Origin of the sequence: Bacillus sp. Nf3, assembly GCF_003028545.1 — a bacterium.
GTDB classification, from domain to species: domain Bacteria; phylum Bacillota; class Bacilli; order Bacillales; family Bacillaceae; genus Bacillus; species Bacillus safensis.
Genome location: NZ_PYUA01000001.1, coordinates 21,686 through 44,372 on the forward strand (window position 1 = coordinate 21,686; position 22,687 = coordinate 44,372).

Annotated in this window: 20 protein-coding genes, 1 pseudogene and 1 riboswitch; of the genes and pseudogenes, 13 read left to right on the forward strand and 8 right to left on the reverse strand. The window is 40.6% G+C overall.

Annotated elements, in window-relative coordinates:
- The first annotated feature begins 67 nt into the window (after positions 1 to 67).
- From C9414_RS00125 to C9414_RS00135, 3 genes are all read left to right on the forward strand, one after another.
- The gene (locus tag C9414_RS00125; RefSeq protein WP_107162797.1) at positions 68 to 409 is read left to right on the forward strand and encodes a darcynin family protein; all 342 of its coding nucleotides are present in this window, start codon (positions 68 to 70) and stop codon (positions 407 to 409) included.
- 105 nt (positions 410 to 514) lie between these two features.
- The gene (locus C9414_RS00130; protein WP_058838369.1) at positions 515 to 1,021 is read left to right on the forward strand and encodes an LURP-one-related/scramblase family protein; all 507 of its coding nucleotides are present in this window, start codon (positions 515 to 517) and stop codon (positions 1,019 to 1,021) included.
- 8 nt (positions 1,022 to 1,029) lie between these two features.
- On the forward strand, positions 1,030 to 1,905 hold the full coding sequence (locus C9414_RS00135) for a LysR family transcriptional regulator (RefSeq protein WP_241768950.1): 876 nt from the start codon (positions 1,030 to 1,032) through the stop codon (positions 1,903 to 1,905).
- 40 nt (positions 1,906 to 1,945) lie between these two features.
- Here C9414_RS00135 and C9414_RS00140 read toward each other — a convergent pair whose 3' ends face one another.
- Positions 1,946 to 2,842 carry a PhzF family phenazine biosynthesis protein gene (locus C9414_RS00140; RefSeq protein ID WP_107162798.1) on the reverse strand — a complete coding sequence of 299 codons (897 nt, stop codon included), beginning with the start codon at positions 2,840 to 2,842 and terminating at the stop codon, positions 1,946 to 1,948.
- Positions 2,843 to 3,084: 242 nt separating this feature from the next.
- On the opposite strand from C9414_RS00140, the gene C9414_RS00145 reads away from it, so the two are divergent.
- Together C9414_RS00145 and C9414_RS00150 are read left to right on the forward strand one after the other, a co-directional pair.
- The gene (locus tag C9414_RS00145; RefSeq protein WP_107162799.1) at positions 3,085 to 5,268 is read left to right on the forward strand and encodes a hypothetical protein; all 2,184 of its coding nucleotides are present in this window, start codon (positions 3,085 to 3,087) and stop codon (positions 5,266 to 5,268) included.
- A gap of 129 nt (positions 5,269 to 5,397) precedes the next feature.
- Entirely contained in the window at positions 5,398 to 6,381 is a 984-nt protein-coding gene (locus C9414_RS00150; protein WP_404841328.1) for a hypothetical protein, read from the forward strand.
- Positions 6,382 to 6,432: 51 nt separating this feature from the next.
- Here C9414_RS00150 and C9414_RS00155 read toward each other — a convergent pair whose 3' ends face one another.
- A complete protein-coding gene (locus C9414_RS00155; RefSeq protein ID WP_039182781.1) occupies positions 6,433 to 7,143 on the reverse strand; it encodes a GntR family transcriptional regulator in 711 nt (236 codons plus the stop codon).
- Positions 7,144 to 7,298: 155 nt separating this feature from the next.
- Here C9414_RS00155 and C9414_RS00160 point away from each other — a divergent pair, with 155 nt between their 5' ends.
- From C9414_RS00160 to C9414_RS00185, 6 genes and pseudogenes are all read left to right on the forward strand, one after another.
- Positions 7,299 to 9,197: a beta-glucoside-specific PTS transporter subunit IIABC gene (locus C9414_RS00160; protein ID WP_107162800.1), complete on the forward strand. Its 1,899-nt coding sequence runs from the start codon at positions 7,299 to 7,301 to the stop codon at positions 9,195 to 9,197.
- 9 nt (positions 9,198 to 9,206) lie between these two features.
- Positions 9,207 to 10,646, forward strand: coding sequence for a 6-phospho-beta-glucosidase BglA (gene bglA, locus C9414_RS00165; protein WP_107162801.1), 1,440 nt, complete (start codon positions 9,207 to 9,209; stop codon positions 10,644 to 10,646).
- A 374-nt stretch (positions 10,647 to 11,020) separates the two neighbouring features.
- A complete protein-coding gene (locus C9414_RS00170; RefSeq protein WP_107162802.1) occupies positions 11,021 to 12,259 on the forward strand; it encodes a TerD family protein in 1,239 nt (412 codons plus the stop codon).
- Positions 12,260 to 12,410: 151 nt separating this feature from the next.
- Positions 12,411 to 12,533: pseudogene (locus tag C9414_RS21265) on the forward strand (YxiF family protein); the annotation flags it as partial.
- Between the two features lie 322 nt (positions 12,534 to 12,855).
- Complete coding sequence (locus tag C9414_RS00180; protein WP_039182765.1) at positions 12,856 to 13,470, forward strand: hypothetical protein; 615 nt, start codon at positions 12,856 to 12,858, stop codon at positions 13,468 to 13,470.
- A 340-nt stretch (positions 13,471 to 13,810) separates the two neighbouring features.
- Positions 13,811 to 15,004, forward strand: a complete 1,194-nt coding sequence (locus tag C9414_RS00185; protein ID WP_064498928.1) for an MFS transporter — start codon at positions 13,811 to 13,813, stop codon at positions 15,002 to 15,004.
- Positions 15,005 to 15,045: 41 nt separating this feature from the next.
- Here C9414_RS00185 and C9414_RS00190 read toward each other — a convergent pair whose 3' ends face one another.
- From C9414_RS00190 to C9414_RS00205, 3 genes are all read right to left on the reverse strand, one after another.
- On the reverse strand, positions 15,046 to 15,948 hold the full coding sequence (locus tag C9414_RS00190; RefSeq protein WP_024423990.1) for a shikimate dehydrogenase: 903 nt from the start codon (positions 15,946 to 15,948) through the stop codon (positions 15,046 to 15,048).
- Positions 15,949 to 15,966: 18 nt separating this feature from the next.
- Entirely contained in the window at positions 15,967 to 17,148 is a 1,182-nt protein-coding gene (locus C9414_RS00195) for an MFS transporter (RefSeq protein WP_047203751.1), read from the reverse strand.
- 447 nt (positions 17,149 to 17,595) lie between these two features.
- On the reverse strand, positions 17,596 to 18,612 hold the full coding sequence (locus tag C9414_RS00205; RefSeq protein ID WP_047203749.1) for a LacI family DNA-binding transcriptional regulator: 1,017 nt from the start codon (positions 18,610 to 18,612) through the stop codon (positions 17,596 to 17,598).
- A gap of 264 nt (positions 18,613 to 18,876) precedes the next feature.
- A riboswitch (glycine riboswitch) is annotated at positions 18,877 to 18,956 on the forward strand.
- Between the two features lie 163 nt (positions 18,957 to 19,119).
- Between C9414_RS00205 and C9414_RS00210 the strand changes: the two genes are divergently transcribed.
- Complete coding sequence (locus C9414_RS00210; protein WP_047203748.1) at positions 19,120 to 20,466, forward strand: amino acid permease; 1,347 nt, start codon at positions 19,120 to 19,122, stop codon at positions 20,464 to 20,466.
- 46 nt (positions 20,467 to 20,512) lie between these two features.
- Here the strand turns inward: C9414_RS00210 and C9414_RS00215 are convergent, their stop codons facing one another.
- On the reverse strand, positions 20,513 to 21,193 hold the full coding sequence (locus tag C9414_RS00215; protein WP_107162804.1) for a DUF3169 family protein: 681 nt from the start codon (positions 21,191 to 21,193) through the stop codon (positions 20,513 to 20,515).
- Positions 21,190 to 21,396 (reverse strand): helix-turn-helix transcriptional regulator, encoded by a 207-nt coding sequence (locus tag C9414_RS00220; protein WP_003215336.1) that lies wholly within the window; start codon positions 21,394 to 21,396, stop codon positions 21,190 to 21,192. The genes C9414_RS00215 and C9414_RS00220 overlap by 4 nt, the downstream gene beginning before the upstream one ends.
- Before the next feature lie 171 nt (positions 21,397 to 21,567).
- On the opposite strand from C9414_RS00220, the gene C9414_RS00225 reads away from it, so the two are divergent.
- Positions 21,568 to 22,191, forward strand: a complete 624-nt coding sequence (locus C9414_RS00225; RefSeq protein ID WP_047203752.1) for an NUDIX hydrolase — start codon at positions 21,568 to 21,570, stop codon at positions 22,189 to 22,191.
- Positions 22,192 to 22,202: 11 nt separating this feature from the next.
- Here the strand turns inward: C9414_RS00225 and C9414_RS00230 are convergent, their stop codons facing one another.
- The gene (locus tag C9414_RS00230; protein WP_064498931.1) at positions 22,203 to 22,685 is read right to left on the reverse strand and encodes a DUF4188 domain-containing protein; all 483 of its coding nucleotides are present in this window, start codon (positions 22,683 to 22,685) and stop codon (positions 22,203 to 22,205) included.
- Between the last annotated feature and the right edge of the window lie 2 nt (positions 22,686 to 22,687).

Sequence of the window (22,687 nt, forward strand, 5' to 3'; positions counted from 1 at the left end):
ATGTTAATGCACAATCTCTAGATCTGACGTACAATCATCACATCATAGAAGAATCGGGGGTATGATGATGAAATATATGATGGTTGTTTTATTAGAGTTCTACCCATCTTGGCTTGCTTTACCACGAGAGGAGCGCAGAACCCATGCGGCTTCGCTGCAAGAGTTGATGCAGAAATATGAGGAACATGTGACGGTGCGCTTTTTTGATGCTGAAGCTCTTCCAGGTAAGGATTACACAGATTTTGTGATATGTGAAACGGATGACCTGAAGTTCTATCATTTTATGTGGGAAGAGATTAGAGATTCTATTCCTTACACAAGTGGTTATGTCAAAATTAAAGAAGTCATCATGGGAATGGAAAATGTTTTTCAAACATATGAAAAAGAATCTCTGAAAATGGACCAGTAATCGAAAACCACCTGCTATCAGGTGGTTTTTTGTACATTCTATTTTTTGGTATAATCAGAGGTAATGTAAGAACGGATAAATTTTTGAACTAAATCGGAGGTACATATGAAACAGCTTTACATGAAGCAGAAAGTATTTAGCCTGAGCGGCAGGTTTACGGTAAAGGATCAACAGGAGAACGATGTGTATGTGGTCGAAGGCAGCTTTATGAAGATGCCGAAGACGTTTACCATTTTGAATACAGAACGAGATGAAATCGCTGTGATTACGAAGAAAATGTTTACCTTTTTACCGAAGTTTTTAGTAGAAGTTGATGGTCAAGAGGTATTGACGATTAAAAAAGAGTTTACGTTTTTTAAAGCAAAATATTCAATTGATGCTGCTGGGATTGAAGTACAAGGTAACTGGTGGGATATGAATTTCCAAGTGCTGCAAAGCGGCGAAGTGATCGGTCAGGTGAAGAAGGAATGGTTTACTTGGGGTGACAGCTATAAGGTTGATATTTTGAAAGAAGAAATGGAGCCTGTGATGATTGCGCTCGTTGTTGCGATTGATTGTGTGAAAGCTGATGAAGCAGCGTCTAGGTCTTCGTCGTCGGCAACGACGAATTAATAAGTGAGGTGAGCACACTGATCACATTCCAATACAAAGTATTTCTAACAGTTGTCGAATGCGGCAGTTTTACAAAAGCTGGGGAGAAGCTTGGGCTGACGCAGTCTGGGGTGAGTCATAATATTGCGAAGCTTGAGTCGGAACTCGGGATTGTGCTGCTTCGACGGAATCGAAACGGGCTGTCGTTGACAGACGCAGGTGAGCGGGTGATACCGCATATCCGGCAAATCATGCATCATGCGGCATTGCTTGAGCAGGAGGCGGCGCTAATTCAAGGGATGGAAGTGGGGAGTATCAAGATTGGGACATTCCCTAGTTTTTCTTCAAATGTCCTTCCACGCCTTATTCATCGTTTTACGCAAAGCTATCCGCATATCAAGCTGGAGTTATATGAAGGCGGTTATGAGGAGATCGAGGAATGGATCGCTTCAGGCACGGTTGATGTTGGTTTTTTAACGCAGTCATCGAGGGAATTCGAGACTGTTCCACTTTTTCAGGATGAATTGGTGGTGCTCATACAAGAGAATCATCGCTTTCATACGAAGAAAGTGATCGAAGTTGACTCGTTACATGATGAAGCCTTTATCATGCCGAAAGCGGGTTGCGACATACTCGTCAAGAAGCTGTTAAAAGAAAGAGGCGGCGTGAAGCCTCATGTTTTGTTTGAAATTGAAGACAACAATACGCTCATTTCTATGGTTCAAGAAGGATTGGGAGTCACGATCATTCCAAAATTAGTTTTGCCGCCGCACATACCTCATACGAAAGTCATTCCACTGGAGACGAACGTCTATCGTGAGGTCAACCTGGCGTTCAAATCGTTCAAGGCAGCTTCCCCATCGGCGAAAAGATGGATTGAAACGGTCAAAAGTCATTTTAAATAGAATCAGCTTGAACAGGAGGTCTCCCATTCAAGCTGGTGTTTTATAAAGTCAACACGCCTCGGATCGTGATGACAGCTGCGCCTGCCACTTTGATCACCGGCTTTGATTCATTTGGAATGACTGTGATACGAAGCAAGCCAGGCCTGCCGATGGCATCGCCTTGGGCAATGTTCAGGTGAGTGATTTCTTGCTGAGAAATGATGCCCTCCAAATAAAGATATCCAGCCAATGCCCCGTTTGCTGCCCCCGTCACAGGATCTTCCGATATACCAATCCCAGGTGCAAAATCTCTCGTATAAAGATCGCATTCTTTTGAGGTGTGGAACGTATAAAGGTGGGTTGTCGAGATGCCATGCTCTTTATTCATTCTAGCTAAAGCCGCTAAGTTTGGTGCCGCTTGATCAATGTCCTGTTGGTGCTTCATCGGAACAAGAAGATGCCAGTTACCGGTGTTTGCTAATTTGATAGGAAAGGATGAATCAATGCGGTCACTGCTCACACCAAGCATATCACTAAGCTCTTCTAAATCGATGACAAAATCTCGTGTCTTCGGTGTCACCTGCGTCATTTCCACATCAACGACCTTGCCATTTTCTTCGTGCCATACGACAGGAACCTTGCCGATCTTTGTTTCTAACACAACCCCTGATCTCTCTTTAGCCAGCCCTAGCTCAGTCGCCAGAAGCCAAGTCAATCCAACAGTCGCATGCCCGCAAAAATTGACCTCTTCCGTTGGCGTGAAGTATTTGACCCGATAATCGGCTTCCTTATCATGGGCAGGCAGCAAGAAGACGGATTCCGGTAAATTCAACTCCTTGGCGATGCTCTGCATGTCATCTTCTGATAAAAACTCACCATCCAACACCACCCCAGCGGCATTTCCTCCAAATTTCTCAGTTGTAAAAGCATCAACATGATACACTCTAATGTCTCTCATCTGACGAACCCTCCTATACATTCTTGTTACGTTAATCATAAGTTTGTTTGATGTATTCGTAAAATGAATCTTTTTGATGTTTTAAATCGGAGATATTCATGTAAGAGAGGAGGGTTCACTGTACCTATTAAATTGGTATTTTGATAAGTCTTTAGTCATGTTATCAACTCTTGTATCTATACTAGATGAAATGTATAATATTTGTATATAAAAACATTAATAGGAAAAGTGAGGATATATTTATGAAAATGGTCCTGAAATTAGTAGCTTCTATTCTATGTGTGATGATGTTGAGTTTTCATATACAAGAAAGTGTGAGTGCCACAGAGGGTGGAACGAAAACAACGGTTGATCGTTATCAATATGGTGATAATTATCTGACAGGTAAAACAGCGCCAAACGCAATCGTTGCATTCGTAGATTGGGGTGTTCCGAGTAACTGGAAATCTAAATATATGCACTACGCAAAAGCAGATAGTAACGGAAACTTTAAGTTGTTTTCTTGGAACATTAGTTCAGGTCAAACGGCGGAGTTAGATACGTATGACCAAAATGGGACAATGCTTTCTTCAAACAAAGTGTATGTTTTCAAGGAATCTTTTAGCTCATTAGATCCGATATATGATACTTCTCAGGAGTTAACTGGGAAAACTGTGAAGAACACAAAAGTAGAGGTCATGAAAGATGGCAAAGTAATTGCCTCAGGCACATTCAATGATGCCATTCATTTGAAGCTGCCTGCCCTAAGTGCAGGGACATTCCTAACAGTGAAAATGACGACTGGTAGCAATATCGACGTTTACAAAAAAATTGTGAATCCTAAGAAAATCTCACTTATTCCTACGACAAAATGGTCTAAATCAGTGAAAGGCCAAACGGGAATTCCTTATGCAAAGATCGTCTTTAAAAATCAAAAATCAAGTGACATCATTCAATCGATGACTGCAGATGGTGATGGCAACTTTGAGTTGAATTTAGACAAAAACACAATAAAGTCATTAAATCAAAGTAAATTTCAAGTGTTGGAACCTTCTTATGATAATGCTTTGTATGAGACCACTTTCCAACTGAGATCAACCGCTCCGACTATTGATCCATTTACTCAGCTTTCAACTTCAGTGGGCGGAACTGCAACTCCTGAAAGTATGATCAATATTTTAGATGGAGAGGGAAGAGTCATTGGGGAAGGTCAGACAGACTCTAATGGCGTCTATGATGTTCCTGTTTCAAAGTTAATCGGTGGTGACTTCATTACAGTCAAGTCGTTCATGGCTGATAATCCGAGTGAAACGGATCAATCTCAGGAAGATGTACAGAAAGTTTTTGTGGAAGAAATCGATGATTCAAGTGAGACCATTAATGGCATGAGTACGTTCGGCGATCAAGCTATTGTAGAGGTGCAATCTGATTCAGCGAATAACACAATAAAAGCAATGTCGAAACTCAGCGCTAGCACAACGAAAAAGAAATTTGGACCATTCAACATTACGCCGGGCAAAGATTTTAAATTGAAAACGGGAAAATTACAACAAGGATCTAAAGTAACAATCACGTTGCAGAGTGGAAAGAGAAAGGTCGCCTTGCCAGCCTTCACCGTCAAAAAAGTCGTCACATCTCCACTTGCATCATCCCAAGTGAAGGTGACGAACAATAAAGGGAAAAATGATACGGTGACGATAAAAGGAATCAAAAAGCAATCAGTCATCAAAGTTTTTAAACAATCTTCTGGTGGAAAAGCGATTGCCCAACAGGCTGCATCTAGCTCGAACCTGACGATTTCCTTGAAGCAATTGGGCCAAACAAGTGGAACGCTTTATATCAGTATAAAAGAGCCTGGTTTAAAAGAGGGAAATCGAGTACCAATTCGTTATCAGGGTGAAAAGTCAGATGCTTTAAAAGCCAGCCAAGTCAAAATCAATAATCTTAAAAATAAAAATGACATCATTACAGTGAGTAAATTGAAGAAAAAAGATGTAATTAAAGTCTACTCAACAAGCGGGAAATTACTAGCCACATCAAAACCAGCTAACAGTGCATCCATCAAATTGTACGTCAAACAAATAGGAACTAAGAGCGGTAAAGTGTATATCACACGCAATAGCGATAAGATGCTGGAAAGCGGAAAGCAAGCCATTTCTTTTAAAGGTGAGCCGTCTGCTTCGTTAAAAAGCAACCAAATCAACATTGTGAACAACAAAAAGAAAAAAGACGTGGTTACGGTCAGTAAACTCACGAATCAAGATGTTGTCAAAATTTATCATTCTTCGGGAAAGCTTATTGGGAAGTCAACAGCTACTAAAGGCAAAGTTGTAAAAGTCACTTTCAAACAACTAGGCACTAAGGGAGGAAAACTCTACTTCACCGTCACTGGGAAAGGCATGTCGGAAAGTAGTAAAACTGTAAAGGCGTTTAAAGCTGAAAAGTAGAGCTTAATGATCATTTTAAAAAAATCGTCATTCATTTCTATGGTGACGATTTTATTTTTAATAGCCAAACGATATAAATCCAATGATAGGAGAGTGTTTATATTGAAAAAATTACAGTATTTTATCCTAATGGCTGTCATCTTGTGCTGCAGTATGTGGTCCGCGACTGTTCAGGCACAATCCGGATACTTCAACACATATACAACGTATTCTGCAATGTCAGGTTCTGGGTTCTACACTTCTATGCAAGGGATGGCTGTAGATCGTAATAATAATATGATTTATGCTGCAAAAATAAATACGTCAAATCACTTGACGCAATTGTACGCCATTAAAATGAACGGCTCGTCAAGCAATAGAACTGTTAAGCTCCTTAAAAACTCTGATACTAACAGTACTAGTAATGACTTAGGACATGCTAATGACTTAGCTGTGAAAGCTCAAAAAGGTGATGAGCAAGTTAGCTTATATGTAGCGCCTATGGCCGATGGTGCAAAGTATGTAAAAAAGATAGTGAAGTTAAGTGTGAACACGAAGAAAAATACGTACAAAGTGGCTAAATCCTATGTCCTTCAGTACCAAGGGGCGAATTTATCAATTAGCGGCATCACATATTCTGTTGGAGCGGACAAGTTTATTGTCAGGTCTGGCAATCGCTTTTTTATTGGGAATTTTAATGACCAAAAAGGACAATTTGAATATGAGGCAACGTTTACATTAAATTATACGAAAGCGATTGTAAATCAATCAGTGGTGGATGTTTCTAAGTACATTCTTCAAGGCATTTCTTTCTATCAAGGAACATTATATGTACCATTATCTAAGCCAGACTCCAATGGCGGGGCTTCTAATGTGAGTGTCATTCTCACATATCCATTAAATATCAATCAAATGCTGAAAGAGCAAAAGGAAACACCTGCAAAAGATTTTTCAAAAGAGTTGTTTACTAGAAAAGACCTTTCATTTCGAATTACGAGCAGTGCATTTACTCTTTTTGAAATAGAAGCTGTTGATTTTGATGACGGAACGTTATATTTTAATACAAATCGCGGGAAGAAAGGCACACAAGAAGATATGATCGCGACGTTCAATGATTATAACTATTACAAGTGATAGGATATTTTCAAAAAGCCCCTCAGCTTATTGAGGGGCTTTTTCCGTCCATCACCCATAATAATTATTGGCTTGAATAAAAAATTGGGATTGTGTGTAGTTATATGTGATTTTCGAAAAGTCGAAGGGCTGGCCGTTTGTGAGGTGAAAGACGGTCTCGACGCGGAGGGCGGGATCGTCTTGTTTGAGGCCGAGGTGCGTCGCTTCGGTTTCATTCAATTTGCCTACTTGTAAGTACATATCGGAAAAACCGACTTTGAGCCCCAAACCTTCACTGACGAATTTAAAAACAGAATCGGCGGCAATTTCTGTGTTGAGATAAGGAATGATCGTTTTTCGGTAATAGGATTCTTCTAAACATAAGGTTTGTCCGTTGATGTAACGAATGCGTTTAAGGTAAAAAACATCTTCATCTTGTTCAATGTTCAAATTAAGTGCAGCTTCTTCGGACGGCTTGATGGTGTCTAGCATTAAAACCTCTGATGTCAGTTGAAATTCCTCTAAATCTTTTTTAAACCCTTGGTTGGATAAAAGGCTGATGTAGCCCTTGCGCCGGTGTCTTCGAACAAAGATGCCGCTGCCCCTCACTTGATAGATAATTCCTTTTTTTTCGAGTAATTCTAACGATTTGATAATGGTACTTTTGCTCACAGCAAATTGGCTCATGAGTGTTTCGAGTACAGGGAGCTTATCCCCTTGCTGCATCTCATGGGTGACAATATATTTTTCAATATCGCTCGCAATTTGTTGATACTTTAACATGGCTATTCCTCTTTGTTTTCACGATTTATTGTCTTTGTATTATAGCACATACCAAATTTCCTTTGATATGCTATTTAAAATTATATATGTATTGATAAATTGTACCGGTATAATTATAATATACATATACTAGTAGTGATAAAGGGGGGTTTTATATGTCAAAAGTGAGGGATTATCAAAAGCTTGCAGAAGACATCTTAGAGGCAGTTGGCGGAGAAGAAAATGTGGTGAGTGCTGCAAGATGCGCCACGCGGCTGCGTTTGGTCTTGAAACGTTCGAATCCAAAGGCAAAGGAAGCAGTCAATGCGATGCCTGGCGTCATTACCGTGGTGGAAAATGGCGGTCAATTTCAGGTCGTTATCGGTCAGCATGTTGGTGAGGTATACGAGAATTTTTCCAGCCTTGTTCAGCTGCAGCCGTCTGATGATGATCAGCCAAATGAAAACAAGGGAACGGTGCTGAACCGTGTCATCGCGACCATGTCTGCTGTGTTTGCGCCATTTGTGTATATTTTGGCAGCAGCAGGTATTTTACAAGGTGCACTTATCCTCATTAATTTATTATTTCCAAGCTTCTCGAAAACGGGAACGTATGAAGTCTTTAGCTTTATTTCATGGGCGCCGTTTACGTTCTTGCCTATCTTTATCGCCATCACAGCAGCCAAGCATTTTAAAACGAATATGTATATCGCCGTAGCGTGTACAGCAGCGCTTGTCAGTCCAGCTTGGACGGAGATTGCTGGACGCGTGGCATCAGGGGAAGGCGTTACCTTTTTAGGCATAGCGTTATCTGAAACAGTTTATACGTCATCTGTTTTGCCGCCGCTATTCTTGGTATGGATCCTTTCATATGTAGAGAGATTTTTAAACAAACGCATTCACGAAGTGGTCAAACCGTTATTTGTGCCATTTATCTGTATGGTTGTCATGGTTCCGTTAACGATTCTATTAATTGGTCCTCTTTCGACAGCAGGTGCAAATGGGATTGCAAACGGATACAATGTCTTAGCAGAAAATGTCCCAGCTTTAGCAGGTGCCATTATCGGGGGATTCTGGCAAGTGCTTGTCATTTTCGGTGTTCACTGGGGCATCACGCCAATGGTGCTCGCCAACTTTGAACAATATGGACGTGACTCCTTCCAGGCATATCAAACCATCGCTGTTATCGCTCAGGTCGGCGCAGTGTTAGGGGTTATTTTAAAAGCAAGAAACCGCGAAACACGAAAAGTCGGGGTTTCAGCGGGAATCACGGGTCTCTTTGGAATTACTGAGCCTGCGATTTATGGGGTTACCCTGCGTTTCAAAAAACCATTTATTTTCGGATGTATATCTGGAGCGGTCGGTGCCATTGCTGCCAGCTTCTTTACGCCTTATTACTTTGCGTATGCAGGGTTGCCTGGTCCACTGACGATTGTAAACGGAATTAGTTCAGATTATCCAACATCGATCATCGGCATATTGATTGGTGTCGCAATTGCGCTGATCTTACCAGTTGTGCTTATTCAAATGTTTGGTTATGGGGAAGATACAGTGGAACAGACAGCCGGTGCAACGTCTGATAAAGAGCAAGTTGGAGAAAAAATGAATGCTTCGATGAACAATGAAGAAACCATTCCTGCACCGCTTGCAGGGAAAGTGATCTCGTTATCTGAAGTGCCGGATGCCGTATTTAGCTCGGGGGCGATGGGCAAAGGGTTTGCGATTGAACCGACAGACAACAAGCTGTATGCACCGTTTGACGGCAGTGTCGTCATGCTTGCGCCAACAAAGCATGCGATTGGACTGCGTTCAGAATTCGGGGTGGAGTTACTAGTTCATGTTGGAATTGATACGGTTTCCCTAGATGGCTCAGCATTTACTCTGCATATCAAAGAAGGCAGCAAGGTGAAGAAGGGTGACTTGTTGATGACATTTGATCAAGAAGCCATTGAAAGCAAAGGATTAAAAACAATCACACCAGTCATCATCACCAATACACAAGCGTACGAAGATGTGATTGTAGAAGAACAATCGACATGTCAGCCAACAGACGTCATGATCACAATTGTGAAATAGGAGGAATGAATAATGACATTACCAAAAGATTTTCTATGGGGCGGAGCATTAGCTGCACATCAATTTGAAGGTGGATGGAATGAAGCAGGAAAAGGCCCAAGTGTTGTAGATGTGATGACAGCAGGTGCTCACGGAGTACCGAGACAAATAACTGAAACGATAGAAGAAGATAAATTTTATCCGAACCATGAAGCGATCGATTTCTACCATCGTTATAAGGAAGATATCACAATGTTTGCCGAAATGGGTTTAAAATGTTTACGTACATCGATTGGCTGGAGCCGGATTTTCCCTAAGGGAGATGAAGAAGAACCGAATGAAGCAGGTTTACAATTCTATGATGATGTATTTGATGAACTGCTCAAGCATGGCATCGAGCCTGTGATTACGCTGTCTCACTTTGAAATGCCGCTCCATTTAGCAAGAGAGTACGGCGGGTTCCGCAGCCGAAAAGTCGCTGAGTATTTCGCGAAATTCGCAGAAGTATGCTTCAATCGATACAAAGACAAGGTCACATACTGGATGACATTTAATGAAATCAATAACAAAATGGATGTCAACAACCCACTATTCCTTTGGACAAATTCAGGGGTGTCAGTCAAAGAAGGCGAAAATGCCAAAGAAGTCATGTATCAAGCAGGACATCATGAATTACTTGCAAGTGCATGGGCAGTAGCCAAAGGAAAAGAAATTAATCCTGCTTTCCAAATTGGAGCGATGGTGTCACACGTGCCAATCTATCCATATTCCTCAAACCCTGAGGATGTTATGCTGGCAGAGGAATATATGAGACAGCGCTATTTCTTCCCAGATGTACAGGTGCGAGGCTACTATCCGAGCTATGCATTAAAAGAATTCGAACGCGAAGGCTATCACATTCCATTTGAAGAAGGCGATGAAGAAAGCTTAAGAAAAGGAAAAGTGGATTATCTAGGCTTTAGTTACTACATGTCGACAACGGTTAAAAGTGATACGGTGTCTGATCACAACGGAGACATTGTCAACGGAGCCCTGCCGCATGGTGTAGATAACCCTTATATCAAATCAAGTGACTGGGGCTGGTCCATTGACCCGACGGGCTTAAGGTATACATTGAATCGTTTTTACGATCGCTATCAAATCCCGCTATTCATCGTAGAGAATGGATTTGGTGCGATAGATCAAGTGGAAGAAGACGGTTCTATTCACGATCCAGAAAGAATTCAATATCTCGCTTCACATATCGAAGCACTGAAAAAAGCCATTGAATACGACGGTGTCGACCTGATTGGCTACACACCTTGGGGCATCATTGATATCGTATCATTCACAACAGGTGAAATGAAAAAGCGCTACGGCATGATCTACGTTGACCGCGACAACGAAGGAAACGGCTCAATGAAGCGCCTTAAAAAAGATTCGTTTACTTGGTATCAAAACGTCATCGCAACGAACGGTGAAGAAGTGTAATAAAGGAAAATAGAAGCCCGGACGAGCGTGGTATATGCTTGTTCGGGTTTTTCATTGTTTATGTTTTATTAATGCCTGAATACAAAGAAAAAAGAGAGTAATAGCGACAAAATAGTTCATTAGATTGTGAAAGATCTTAATGTTCAAGGAAATTTGAAGAAGAATCCAAAAGCCGAATATCACCATAACAGCAGGAATGATTTTTTTATACACAATGATTCTCCTTTCGAGAGTAGTTTGTTTTTCATTGGCATTGTCTCATATCAATGCAGAGATTGAAATGAGATAAAGATATTCATAGGTTCTATTATACAATTTGGTATAATTGATCTATAAAAGAGATAAATGGTAGATAAAGAATAGGAGTTGTTGAAATGAATCAAACTCTGCAAATGGGTGCCAATACCGTACTAAACTCTCCAAAGGGACAAGTATCCATCAGTTATGAAGTATCATCTGCAATTGATATTTCTTTAACAGCGTTTCTCTTAACAGATTCAGATCTAGTTCAAGGAGATAATGGCATTATTTTTTACAATCAGCCGGAGAGTGCCACGGGTGTCGCGACACTTTTACCAGCAGAGATATCAGGTCAGTTGAAAAGGCATCAATTGAATTTTGATATGAGCAAAGTGCCTGCTGGAATCACAAAGGTGGCGATTACACTAACAGAGGATCAAGGAATTGGTTTTTCTCAAGTGAAGAATCTGCAAGCAGAAATTCAAACAGGAGATGAGGTACTATACCTTACACCAGTAAGGTTTACAAATGAAAAGGGTATTGTCGTAGTAGAGCTATATATCAGAAATGGTGAAACGAAAGCACGATCCATCTGGCGTGGCTTCGATTCTGGATTAGAAGGGTTATGTCAGCTTTTTGGGGTAGAGGTTGAACCTGATGAACAGGATGTTTCTACACCTCCTCAAATGACTTCTGAAAAATTAATTGATGAGCCTGCTCCTCCAATGAAGACAGCTGCTAAAGAGAACGTCGCTGCACCAATTAGCTTAGAGAAAGTTCAAGGTAAAATTAGTCTAGACAAAGGTCATAAACCGATCATCATTGAAAAAACGCCTGAGATTACAGCTACAGTATCCTGGGAGTCTGGAACTGATTATGATATTTATGCATTGGTCTATACGAAGTCAGGAAAACAAATAGATGTGGCCATGTTTGGCGCAAAAGGTGTTCCTGCTCTCAAAAGTTACGGTAACGGAGCTGTAGAGCATATGGGAGATGTCGGTAGAGACCGTGAATCGATGAAAACAGAAGTCATTAAATTACGGTTAAATGACGATATCCTTGCTATCGTTCCGGTTGTTTATTCTGCTCAATCAAACGGAACAGGTTCTTTTTATAGATATAGGGTATCTATGAGTATCGATAATCACCAAGGAACATCTGTGACAATTCATGCCAAACATGCGAATGATAATGATCGGATTTATTCTTGTGTGCCGGGTATGCTTCAAAATACAAATGATGGTGTGATCATACGTCCGCTAGAGCTTTACAGCAAACCAAATTCCGAGCGCAGACCTAAATTAAAAATGAAGTCTTCTAATGAAATTGATGTTTTGATGGATAAAGGACCAATCAATGATTATAAATAAAACGAATGTATGGCTAGCTTGCAATTAGAAAACATAAGGTTTTTAATATAAAAAGAGTATAGAAATCCTAAAAAGAAGAATCAGAAGAAAGCACTTAATGAACGAATTAAGCTATATGAAAATTCCAAAAATTCATTTTTAGATCATTTTTCTTGAACAGATCAAATTTGCAAATGGATATGGTGATTTTATTTTAGTCGCAGAGAGTTTTCATTTTGGATTATGCATAGAGCGAACGGAATATTATTATGAGCTAAGTATTTTGGGTGTATAAGAATTAAAAAATATGTAATAAGAGACGCGATTCATTTGGAGCATAGCTTGATGTGGAAAGATCTATGATAACGAAAATAATAAGCTTATTTAATTAATTTTGATCAAAATATAATACTATATGAGTATGTTATTCACCCGCTTAAATAATGACTAAAGTCATAGTGAACGGTTTAAAAAGGAATTAATTGAGTATAAAGATCTAATTTTTGTTAAAAATTTCTTCTGTCAGCCGATATAGATATTATCATCCAAAAATGTGCGTTTCAGGAAATAGATTTTGTGATGAAACACTATATCGTTATGAGGGAAGGAAGTTTAAAATGAAGTTTTTAAAGAAAAGTTGGAAGTATATTGTGGTAGCCATTGTTGCAATGTTTATCGGATCGGCAATGTCTGGCTCATCACCATCAAAAGCAAGTGAAAAACTAAAGAAAGAAAACGAAACTCTACAGAAAAAAGTAGATGAATTAGCTCCATATGCAAAATTAGCTGAGGCTGATGCAAAAGAAAAAATGGAGAAAATAGAAAAGAAAAAAGAAGAAGAAGCTAAAGCTAAGAAAGAAGAAGAGAAAAAGAAAGAAGAACTAGCGAAGAAAAAAGCTGAGGAACAAGAGAAAAAGGGTTACGATACTGGCATCACTTACGAACAATTGGCTAGAACACCTGAAAAATATAAAGGGAAAAAAGTGAAATTTAAAGGTGAAGTTGTCCAAGTCATGGAAGGTGACGGTACGACAGAAATAAGAGTAGCAGTAGATGAATATTACAATGATATTGTTTATGGTGCTTATCAAGCTGATCTCGTCAAATCACGAGTTTTAGAAGGAGACGTAATTACTTTTATGGGTACTTCTGAGGGTGTCATTACATATGAATCCACGACAGATGGTAATATTACAATTCCAAGCGTAAGTATTGAGAAAATCGAAAATTAAGGTTTGCTATCGAATACTTAAAAAGCTTTTACTTGGATTAAGAAAAGTCATCCGTCAAAGTTTTTGAAAAAGGAGTGGCCGTCTGCCACTCCTTTTTTGTATCAATTCCCCTCAAATTTAAGCAATTTACTATCTTTACCTTTCTCATTCGTATAAAATAAGAGCAGTGAAAAATTGAAGAAATGCTTGATACATGAAGGGCGTGTAAGCTGTGAGCTGCATGACATGATGAGATGTATGAACGTGAAGGCTGCAAAGCTGTTCTTCCTCACATATGAGATCTTGTAAGCGTAACCATTATTTGTCACTTCATTGCGATGGTGTTGAGGGGTGTGTCAGGATGAGGAATCCGTATGTGAGAACGGCTTCTAGTCTGTATATTAATTACTTTTTATTAGGTATGGTCAATATTATTTTGGCTTCAAATATGCCATTTTTAATCAAACAATTAGATACCAATAGTGCGGGAATTAGTTATATGATTTCGGCGCTTGGCATTGGCAGGGTGCTCACGTATGGTTTATCAGGCGTACTGTCAGATCGTTTTGGGCGAAAGCCGGTCATTTTGGTTTCTGGTGTGCTGATGGCGGTGTTCCTCATCGGAATCCCATTGTCTCCGAATTATCAAATCGCGTTTGCGTTTGCGATTTTGGCAGGGGTCGCGAATTCGGCAATGGATGCAGGAACGTATCCTGCGTTAATGGAGACTTTTCCGCAAAATTCGGGATCTGCGAATGTGATGGTGAAGGCCTTTATCTCCATTGGGGCAACCATTTTGCCACTGGCGATTTTCCTTTTAGCAGAGCATGATTTGTTTTATGGAATTTCATTTTTTGTTCCTGCTCTGATCTATCTTGTGAATGTCTTGATGCTGTGGACCTTGCCATTTCCGAATCATCGCAAGGTGGAGCAAGTCCAGGTAACGGAGCATGACGGACTTCCGCGCTTCTCGACAGAGCCTACATTTTGGAGGGAAGGGATCGCACTCATTTTGATCAGCTTTACGTCAAATGGGCTGTATGCGCTGCCGCAAATTTGGCTTCCTACGTACGGTGAGGCTATCTTGGGGATGGCTTCGGGCAGTGCTGTGAAACTGCTCAGTTACTATAGCATGGGCGGGCTGCTGTCTGTTGTGATGCTCGCATTTCTTTTGCGCCGTTTTGTCCGTCCGGTCACTGTACTGCTGATCTATCCAATCATTACACTTGTTTCTATTTGTGTACTCTTGGTCGTGAAATCGCCAGTCATAGGAACCGTCAATGCTTTTGTATTAGGGTTTTCAACAGCAGGAGTTTTTCAGCTGACGTTAACTGTGATGGCTGAATTCTTCTGGAAAAACAAAGGGACGATGACAGGGATTATCTCCACAGCGGGCGGCGTGTCGGCTATCGTCATCCCGGTCGTAACAGGGTTAATTCAGAGTCACGCGTCCATTTTACAAATCTTTATGTTCGATGCAGTGGTGGCTGTTGCAGCCATTATCGGCGCACTGTATATCCTGTATCGCTACCGTCAAGTTATGGTACATGATTAAAAAAAGACGACCTCCGCTTAGGAAGTCGTCTTTCTTTTGTTTTAGAAACGGTCATTTTCAAAAAGAATTTGTTTTACTTGATCAACTGGCATATCTTCACCAGTAAAGAGTTTGTAAGCAAGTGCACCTTGCCATAACATCATTCCAAGACCGTTAATCGTTTTGGCGCCAGCTTCCTGTGCTTGTGCAAGAAGCTTTGTTTTTTGCGGGTTGTATACGACATCTGTCACGATCAAATCTTCACGAAGTACATCAAGTGTATCATCGATAATGCTGAGTTGATCTAGTGGTTTCATGCCAAGGCTTGTCCCGTTTGCCAGGATCGCACTTTCTGCTACTTCACGGCGGAACGCGTCTTTGTCTTCAAGTGGGAAAATGTTTGCTTTGACACCGAAAGATTTCATTTCGTTGTTGATGTAATTTACATTTTCTTCTGCTTGAACAAAGTATTGGTCATTACGAGCAAATATACTAATTTCACGAATGCCGGACTGTGCAAGCTGAATCGCAATCGGAGTTGCCGCGCCGCCAGAGCCAACGAGTGTGACTTTTTTGCCGGCTAATTCAACGCCATGCTCAATCAAGTTTCTCACATATCCAAGACCATCTGTGTTGTAGCCGATGAGCTTACCATCTTTGTTTACTACAGTGTTACTTGCACGTGTATATCTTGCAGAATCATCTAGTTCGTCTAAGTAATCTAGTACTTTCATTTTGTTTGGCATAGAGACGTTAAATCCAGCTGCACCCATTGCTTTCATACCGTTTACGGCTGCTTCTAGTTCATCATTCCCTACTTCAAATGCAAGGTAAGCATAGTTGATACCTGTTAGTGTATAGCCAAGGTTATGCATACGTGGTGAAAGGCTGTGTCCGATTGGTGTAGCAAGAAGACCGACTAATTTTGTTTTTCCATCAATATTTCGTTCATGTATGTTTGTCATGATTGACATCTCCTTTAGTTATCTAAATAATTTTTTCATGCGTCCAAGAACAAAGACCGCTAGTAATACGCTAATAACCGCAATGATCATATCGAAGAATAACGTCATTTTAATATCGTACGTGCTGACCAACCCACTTGTAATGAGCGGCACGAGAATAAACGCTGAGCTTGCCGCAATGTTCACATAGGATGAAGCCGTTGCTTTGTTTGTCGGGAATAATTTCATCATAATACTCATCGCCAGCTGGAAGATCCCTGCTGTAAATAATCCTAAGAAAAACGTGCTGACAATGACAATGCTGTACGTTTCGATTTGGAATAATGAAAGCATCGCAAGGAACGCACCAATAGGATAAATAATGGCCACCATAATCGGTGAAATAAATTTATCTAAGACGATTGATAGCAAGAGAACAGATACAAGTGCTCCAATACTAAAATAAGATAGAAGCTGTGTAGCTTGTTCTGTACCAAGTCCGATTAATTTTAACCCGAGCTGTGGAAGCCATGTCTGCCATACCACAAACAATGCAGTCGACGTGAATCCCATAAGTACAACAGCTAAACCTTCGCCAAGCATTTTTGGTTCTTCCTTCAGCTGGTCCTGTACTGGAAGAGCGTCTTGTGAAGAAACTTGCTTATGGTTCGGGAATGGCATAAAGATTAAGTAAATCCCTACAAGTAAATAAAGAAGCCCTAGTCCAAAGAACGCCCAGCCCCAGAAGATGTCATGTGCCACTAGGAACGCCAAGATAAATGGAAGAATAGTCGCCCCAATGGATACAGACGCTTTCACTAAAACAGAAGCCGAACTTGCTTTTTTCGGAAATGACTCTGTCAAAGCAGGATAAGTTCCTGAATCAAGCAGTGAGTTGGCAATACCTGCTGAAATCGCAAAGATAAATGCCAGTGTATAACTCGTTGTCGTTGGAATACCGATTAAGAATAATAAGTAAAGAAAATTTCCTGTAATAATGACAGGCTTACGTCCCCAGCTATCGGCTAACCGACCTGAGAAAAAGAGAGCAATGAGTTTACCAATTCCGATCGCCGATACAAGCAAGCTGATTTTCGGAATATCTACATGGTAGCGTTCAGATAAGCTGTCCATGTTGGAAGCTACAATAATATTGATCATGCCAAGCATGAAGTAATTTAAATACATGCCAAGTGACGATTTAATATAAGGATTTTTCATGTTCCCACTCCTATATTTGAAACCCCTAAGGTCAAATTCTTTGAATACCCTTTGTTATTGTTTCCTTAAAAATGAAGAATATGAAGCCCATCACAACACCCCTTATGTGATTGATGAAAAAATAATGAATATTCATCTGTTCTTCAATCAGGTACATCGTTCTACTAAAATGTAAAAAATAATAACAGCCTTGATTAGGAAGTGAAACTTCATGATTTGATCAGAATCATAAAAAACCACTTTTAACTGTTTTTTGATAGAAATAATGATATGACGAAATAGGTATAACGATATACTAAAAGAAGCAACGAGATAAATATACTCCTGCATTTTAAATGTGTCAAGTTTATGACTTTGTGATTTAAAAAAAGAAAATTGAAACAAAGAAATAGTTGACTTGATCAATAAAAAAAAGAGAATTGCTGTCCACAATTCTCCTTTCCATGATCAGGTAGAGGTTTCTCTAATATGAAGTTGAGGCTTTAAAATCAATCGCTGCAGCTCTTCATCCTGTTCGTTCATTTTATGATATAAAAGGTTCGCTGCTTTTACCCCGATGGATCGGGGGAAGGAGGAAACAGTGGTGAGCGGCGGATGGTACATCTCCGCTTCAGGAACATTATCGAATCCAACCACATCAATATCTTCACCAGGCTTGATACTGCGTGCTGATAGTTCTTGCATGACTCCAAATGCAACTAAGTCACTAAAACAAAAAATAGCAGTAGGAGGCTCGGGTTGATCCATGACTTGAGCAAGTGCTTCTTTCCCGCCTTCACGAGTAGGTACGATATCAATAATAAGGGAATCATCAATCGTCAGGTTTTCATCGTCGTGAGCTCTTTTGAAACCCTTCATTCGCTCAATCCAGGTCGATGAAGTCTTGATGCCGCCTAAGAAGGCGATACGTCGATGCCCCTTCTGAAGAAGATGATGAATGGCCATCCAAGTGCCTTGTTCATAATCAACGCCGACATAGTCACATTGCACATCTGATAATTCACGATTTGCAAGTACTTTTGGGGTGCGAATTTGATTTAACTGTTTGGCTGTCCGAGCCGAGCTTTTCGAAGCTAGGTTTAAAATGATTCCGCCAACTCGGTGCTCTACCATAGTGGAAATGAGCCGCTCCTGTTTATCGACACTGTCAAAGGTTGTACCAAGTAAAACAGTATAGCCTAGTGATTCAAGCGTGGTTTGCACGCCGATTAAAAATTCCGAAATAAAGGTGTTAGAAATATCTGTGACAATCACACCAACGATATTTGAGCTTTTTGACCGCATGTTGGCAGCTACGCGGTCATATACGTACCCTAAGTCTTCCATGGATTGAAGCACTTTGTTTCGAGTGGCTTCAGAAATTCTAGGATTATTTCGAACAACGAGTGATGCCGTTGAAGTCGAGACACCGGCATGCTGGGCGACTTCCTGTAATGTGACACGCTGTTTGTTCATTTTTTTCATTTGTCTTCACCAACTTCAATGGATTGCCTAACTTTGTTCATGATCAAGAGGGATTTCTCCATCAGACGAGCCGAACATCTTTTGATTTATTATACATGAATCAGGGGGGATTGATGAAGTGAAGACATATGAGTGCCACCGTAAATCATAAAAGATTACCATTGACAGCATTCTGATTGAGGCGTAAAATATAAAATTATTCAGAAATAGCAACATTTTAATTAAATAACGAAGGCTATGATTGCTGTGGGTCACACTATAGCAGGAGCAGCTTCTGGAGAGACCGCATGTATGTGCGGCGCCGAAGGGTTCACAATCTCAGGCAAAAGGACAGAAGAGTACGAAATATTGTATTTGTGATGCATGGATGATGCCGTGTATTACTTTTCTCTATTTTGCTATTCTTTTATGACCGTGAGATTGGAGCGCATCCAATCTCTTTTTTTATGGACTTTTTAAAGAGTTCATTATTTCAGTATAAGATCGTGTCGTAGGAGGGTGTTAGCATTGGCACAACAAGAATTAAAACGAGATTTATCAAACCGTCATGTGCAATTGATTGCCATTGGCGGAACCATTGGAACAGGGTTGTTTTTAGGATCTGGAAAAGCCATTCAATTGGCAGGTCCATCAATCATTTTTGCTTATTTAATTGTCGGAATGGCCATCTTTTTTGTCATGAGGGCACTTGGAGAATTGCTTTTATCGAAGGCGGGCTATCAGTCATTAACCGATATTGCAGAGGACTATCTCGGCCCGTGGGCATCTTTTGTGACAGGGTGGACATATTGGTTTTGCTGGATTATGACAGCGATGGCGGATGTCATTGCGGTCGGGGTGTATGTGCAGTATTGGTTTGACATTCCGCAATGGATTCCTGCGATCATTTGTTTGTTGATTTTACTAGGATTGAATCTATTAACGGTGAAGCTTTTCGGAGAAATGGAATTTTGGTTTGCGCTCATTAAAGTGATTACGATTCTATTACTGATCGGTGTTGGAATTGTTCTTTTAATCATTGGTTTTCAAACCGATGCCGGACCGGTGACAGTAACGAATTTATGGTCTCATGGCGGGTTATTCCCAAATGGTGTCACAGGCTTCTTGTTGTCATTCCAGATGGTGATTTTTGCGTATGTGGGAGTTGAACTGGTTGGTGTATCCGCAGCAGAAACAGCCAATCCGCAAAAAAACATTCCCTCTGCGATTAATAAGATTCCATTAAGAATTCTATTTTTCTATGTGGGTGCGATCTTTGTTTTACTATGTATCAACCCATGGACTGAGCTCAGTGCATCAGAAAGTCCTTTTGTGAAAACCTTTGGGCTCATTGGGATACCAGTAGCAGCGGGGCTTATCAATTTTGTTGTATTGACGTCTGCGGCATCAGCTTGTAATAGCGGCATGTTCTCGACAAGCCGTATTCTGTATAATCTCAGTCATCAAAAGCAGGGGCCAGCTTCCTTTGGACGTTTGAACAAGCACGCTGTCCCGAGTAATGCACTATTCGTTTCAACGATTGTAGTATCGGTCGGTGCACTTTTAAGCAAGCTGATTCCCGAACAAGCCTTTGGGATTGTTACCACGATCAGTGCCATTTGTTTCATTTGGGTATGGAGTATTATTTTAATTTGTCATTTGAAATATAAAAAAACTCGGCCTGAACTGCATGCAGCATCTACCTTTAAAGCACCGTTCACACCTTTTGTGAATATTTGCGTTCTTGCGCTCTTTGCTGCCATTCTCGTAATCATGCTCTTCGCAGATGCAACACGTCCTGCGCTGCTATTGACACCGGTATGGTTTGGTTTCTTATTTTTGATTTATGCACGAAAGAAACGCCGTGCATCGTAACGGACGGAAAAGCACAGCCTTTTGACAGAGCTGTGCTTTTTATTATTTAACGATTTCTAATCCTCAACACATAATTTGCATTCAAAATGATCAAAACAACCCCAATGACCAAGATCGAGAAGAGTTGAGAGTGATTGGCTCCAAGGGAATACACAATCAAAATAAACATGGCACTGGTCAATAGGATATTCATCATTTGATACGTGTGAAACAGTCCGCCAAGCATGACATGCTTTTCCCCTTCGTCTGATATGGCGAGCAGCTTTTTACTATAATCTTTGTCGGACGGACTTGGCAGATTGCGATTAGGATAGACAAGTTTAAGAACGGATATCGCTGCATAAGAACTGATAATGGTGATGATAAATAAAGCAGCATTGACCAGAATCAACCAGAGGGGCTGCTCGGTGACGATGGTTATACCGATGGCAATAATGGACAAAATCGTACTCACCGTATTGGCTAATGTCGAATCAGTAAAGGTCCGATATTGCTTAGCCTCCAGTTCATCTTCCTCATCTCCAGAGACCGAAAGAGACACTCTTTTTTTCATACGTGAAATCCCTGAAAAACAATAAATAATCAATAAAATTGTCAATCCACTGATGACAAGAGTCGCTTCAAATGCAATATCAAGAAGTGTCATCTCAAATTCGGCTGCCAGTAGACAGTAAGCACCGAGAAAGCCAAGGAGAGCACCTAAGAGCATTTTGTATAAAGTTTTCATGATAGTTCATCCTCCTCGAATAGAAAAATACGTTCAATGGGTTCCTGAAAAATTCGTGAAAGCTTAACAGCGAGCAAGAGAGACGGCATTAATTCATCTCGTTCCATTAAGCTGATGGTTTGACGAGAGACCTTTGCACGCTTTGCCAGCTCAGTTTGGTTTAAACCATCACGCGCACGAAGCTCTTTTAACCGATTTTTCATTCTGTCACCTCAAGTTTTGATTGAAATCTTTCCTTGATTGTAAAGTATTATATTCATTTTGACAAGTAAAGTTGTCAAAATGATAAAAATAATTGTCAGAAAGATCATCTTTATTGAAAAGGTGAACCATGATACGCTAAAGGAAAGAGAAACAGAAAACAGGTGATGGCCGTGTTCATTGATCAATTAAAAAATGACTTACATCAATCACAACCGTTGTTCATTGGAGAAGAGACAGCGTTCAAAGCAGCAGTCCTTATCCCTTTAGTACAAGTAAATGGAGAATGGCATATATTATTTGAGGTACGATCGCTGACTATGAGAAAACAGCCGGGGGATATTAGCTTTCCTGGGGGCAAGCTCGACGGCAGCGAAACAGCACAGGAAGCTGCACTGCGAGAAACGCATGAAGAGCTGGGTATCCCGCCAGAATCGGTCGAAATCCTTGGACAGCTCAGTCCTTATATCGCTTCTCCATCCTTTGTCGTATACCCATATGTCGGTATCATTGATGAGCAAAAAGTGAAACACTCCTATAATCAAGAAGAAGTAGAAGAGACCTTTACCGTGCCTCTATCATGGCTCAGCCAATATGAGCCGTACCTACATCATGTATCCGTTCAGCCAACACCAGGAGAGGACTTCCCTTATGAAAAAATCATGAATGGTGAAAAATACAGCTGGGGGAGCCGTTCAATCGAGGAATGGTTTTATGATTACGAAAACTACACCATATGGGGATTAACAGCCCGCATATTAAAACATTTTGTATCCGTTGCAAAAAAAAATTCCTAGAGAATCGCTCTCTAGGAATTTGTTGTTTTCAGCCGTTCCTTCGCTGTTTGTTTTCCTTTACCAATTGGAATTGGCGCTCTCGCTTGGCTCAGTCCGTAGGAAGGCATGTTCACGTAGACGGATTCATACGAGCCGGCTTGAATTTGGTATGTTTCATGATAAATGCCCACCGCATCATTATTTCGTGCCATTTGGTTAAATCTTTTCCAAGCAGCCAAATGCTTCTCCATCTTGGCATAGGCAAGGAGGTCATCTGTTGATTTCCAATATTGAATCATCGCTGTCGTGCGTAATCCAAAGTAATTTTCTGTCCCAAGAAACCCTAGCTCCTCTTGATGGGTATACAGCTCCTTGATCATGCCAGGCATCGCCATGAACACAGGCATCCATTGATGAATGGCCCAGCGTTTGTTGATCCTCATTCCGATGATGAACACCACAATCGAATCAGAATTGTCCGTTGTAAATCTGCCAGCACGTATGTCTTTTTTCATTT

Bases quoted from the DNA above. Each gene is read 5' to 3' on its own strand.
- C9414_RS00125 (WP_107162797.1), top strand. From the start codon at position 68: ATGAAATATATGATGGTTGTTTTATTAGAGTTCTACCCATCTTGGCTT.
- C9414_RS00130 (WP_058838369.1), top strand. From the start codon at position 515: ATGAAACAGCTTTACATGAAGCAGAAAGTATTTAGCCTGAGCGGCAGG.
- C9414_RS00140 (WP_107162798.1), bottom strand. From the start codon at position 2,842: ATGAGAGACATTAGAGTGTATCATGTTGATGCTTTTACAACTGAGAAA.
- C9414_RS00145 (WP_107162799.1), top strand. From the start codon at position 3,085: ATGAAAATGGTCCTGAAATTAGTAGCTTCTATTCTATGTGTGATGATG.
- C9414_RS00150 (WP_404841328.1), top strand. From the start codon at position 5,398: ATGGCTGTCATCTTGTGCTGCAGTATGTGGTCCGCGACTGTTCAGGCA.
- C9414_RS00155 (WP_039182781.1), bottom strand. From the start codon at position 7,143: ATGTTAAAGTATCAACAAATTGCGAGCGATATTGAAAAATATATTGTC.
- C9414_RS00160 (WP_107162800.1), top strand. From the start codon at position 7,299: ATGTCAAAAGTGAGGGATTATCAAAAGCTTGCAGAAGACATCTTAGAG.
- C9414_RS00170 (WP_107162802.1), top strand. From the start codon at position 11,021: ATGAATCAAACTCTGCAAATGGGTGCCAATACCGTACTAAACTCTCCA.
- C9414_RS00180 (WP_039182765.1), top strand. From the start codon at position 12,856: ATGAAGTTTTTAAAGAAAAGTTGGAAGTATATTGTGGTAGCCATTGTT.
- C9414_RS00185 (WP_064498928.1), top strand. From the start codon at position 13,811: ATGAGGAATCCGTATGTGAGAACGGCTTCTAGTCTGTATATTAATTAC.
- C9414_RS00190 (WP_024423990.1), bottom strand. From the start codon at position 15,948: ATGACAAACATACATGAACGAAATATTGATGGAAAAACAAAATTAGTC.
- C9414_RS00195 (WP_047203751.1), bottom strand. From the start codon at position 17,148: ATGAAAAATCCTTATATTAAATCGTCACTTGGCATGTATTTAAATTAC.
- C9414_RS00205 (WP_047203749.1), bottom strand. From the start codon at position 18,612: ATGAAAAAAATGAACAAACAGCGTGTCACATTACAGGAAGTCGCCCAG.
- C9414_RS00215 (WP_107162804.1), bottom strand. From the start codon at position 21,193: ATGAAAACTTTATACAAAATGCTCTTAGGTGCTCTCCTTGGCTTTCTC.
- C9414_RS00220 (WP_003215336.1), bottom strand. From the start codon at position 21,396: ATGAAAAATCGGTTAAAAGAGCTTCGTGCGCGTGATGGTTTAAACCAA.
- C9414_RS00230 (WP_064498931.1), bottom strand. From the start codon at position 22,685: ATGAAAAAAGACATACGTGCTGGCAGATTTACAACGGACAATTCTGAT.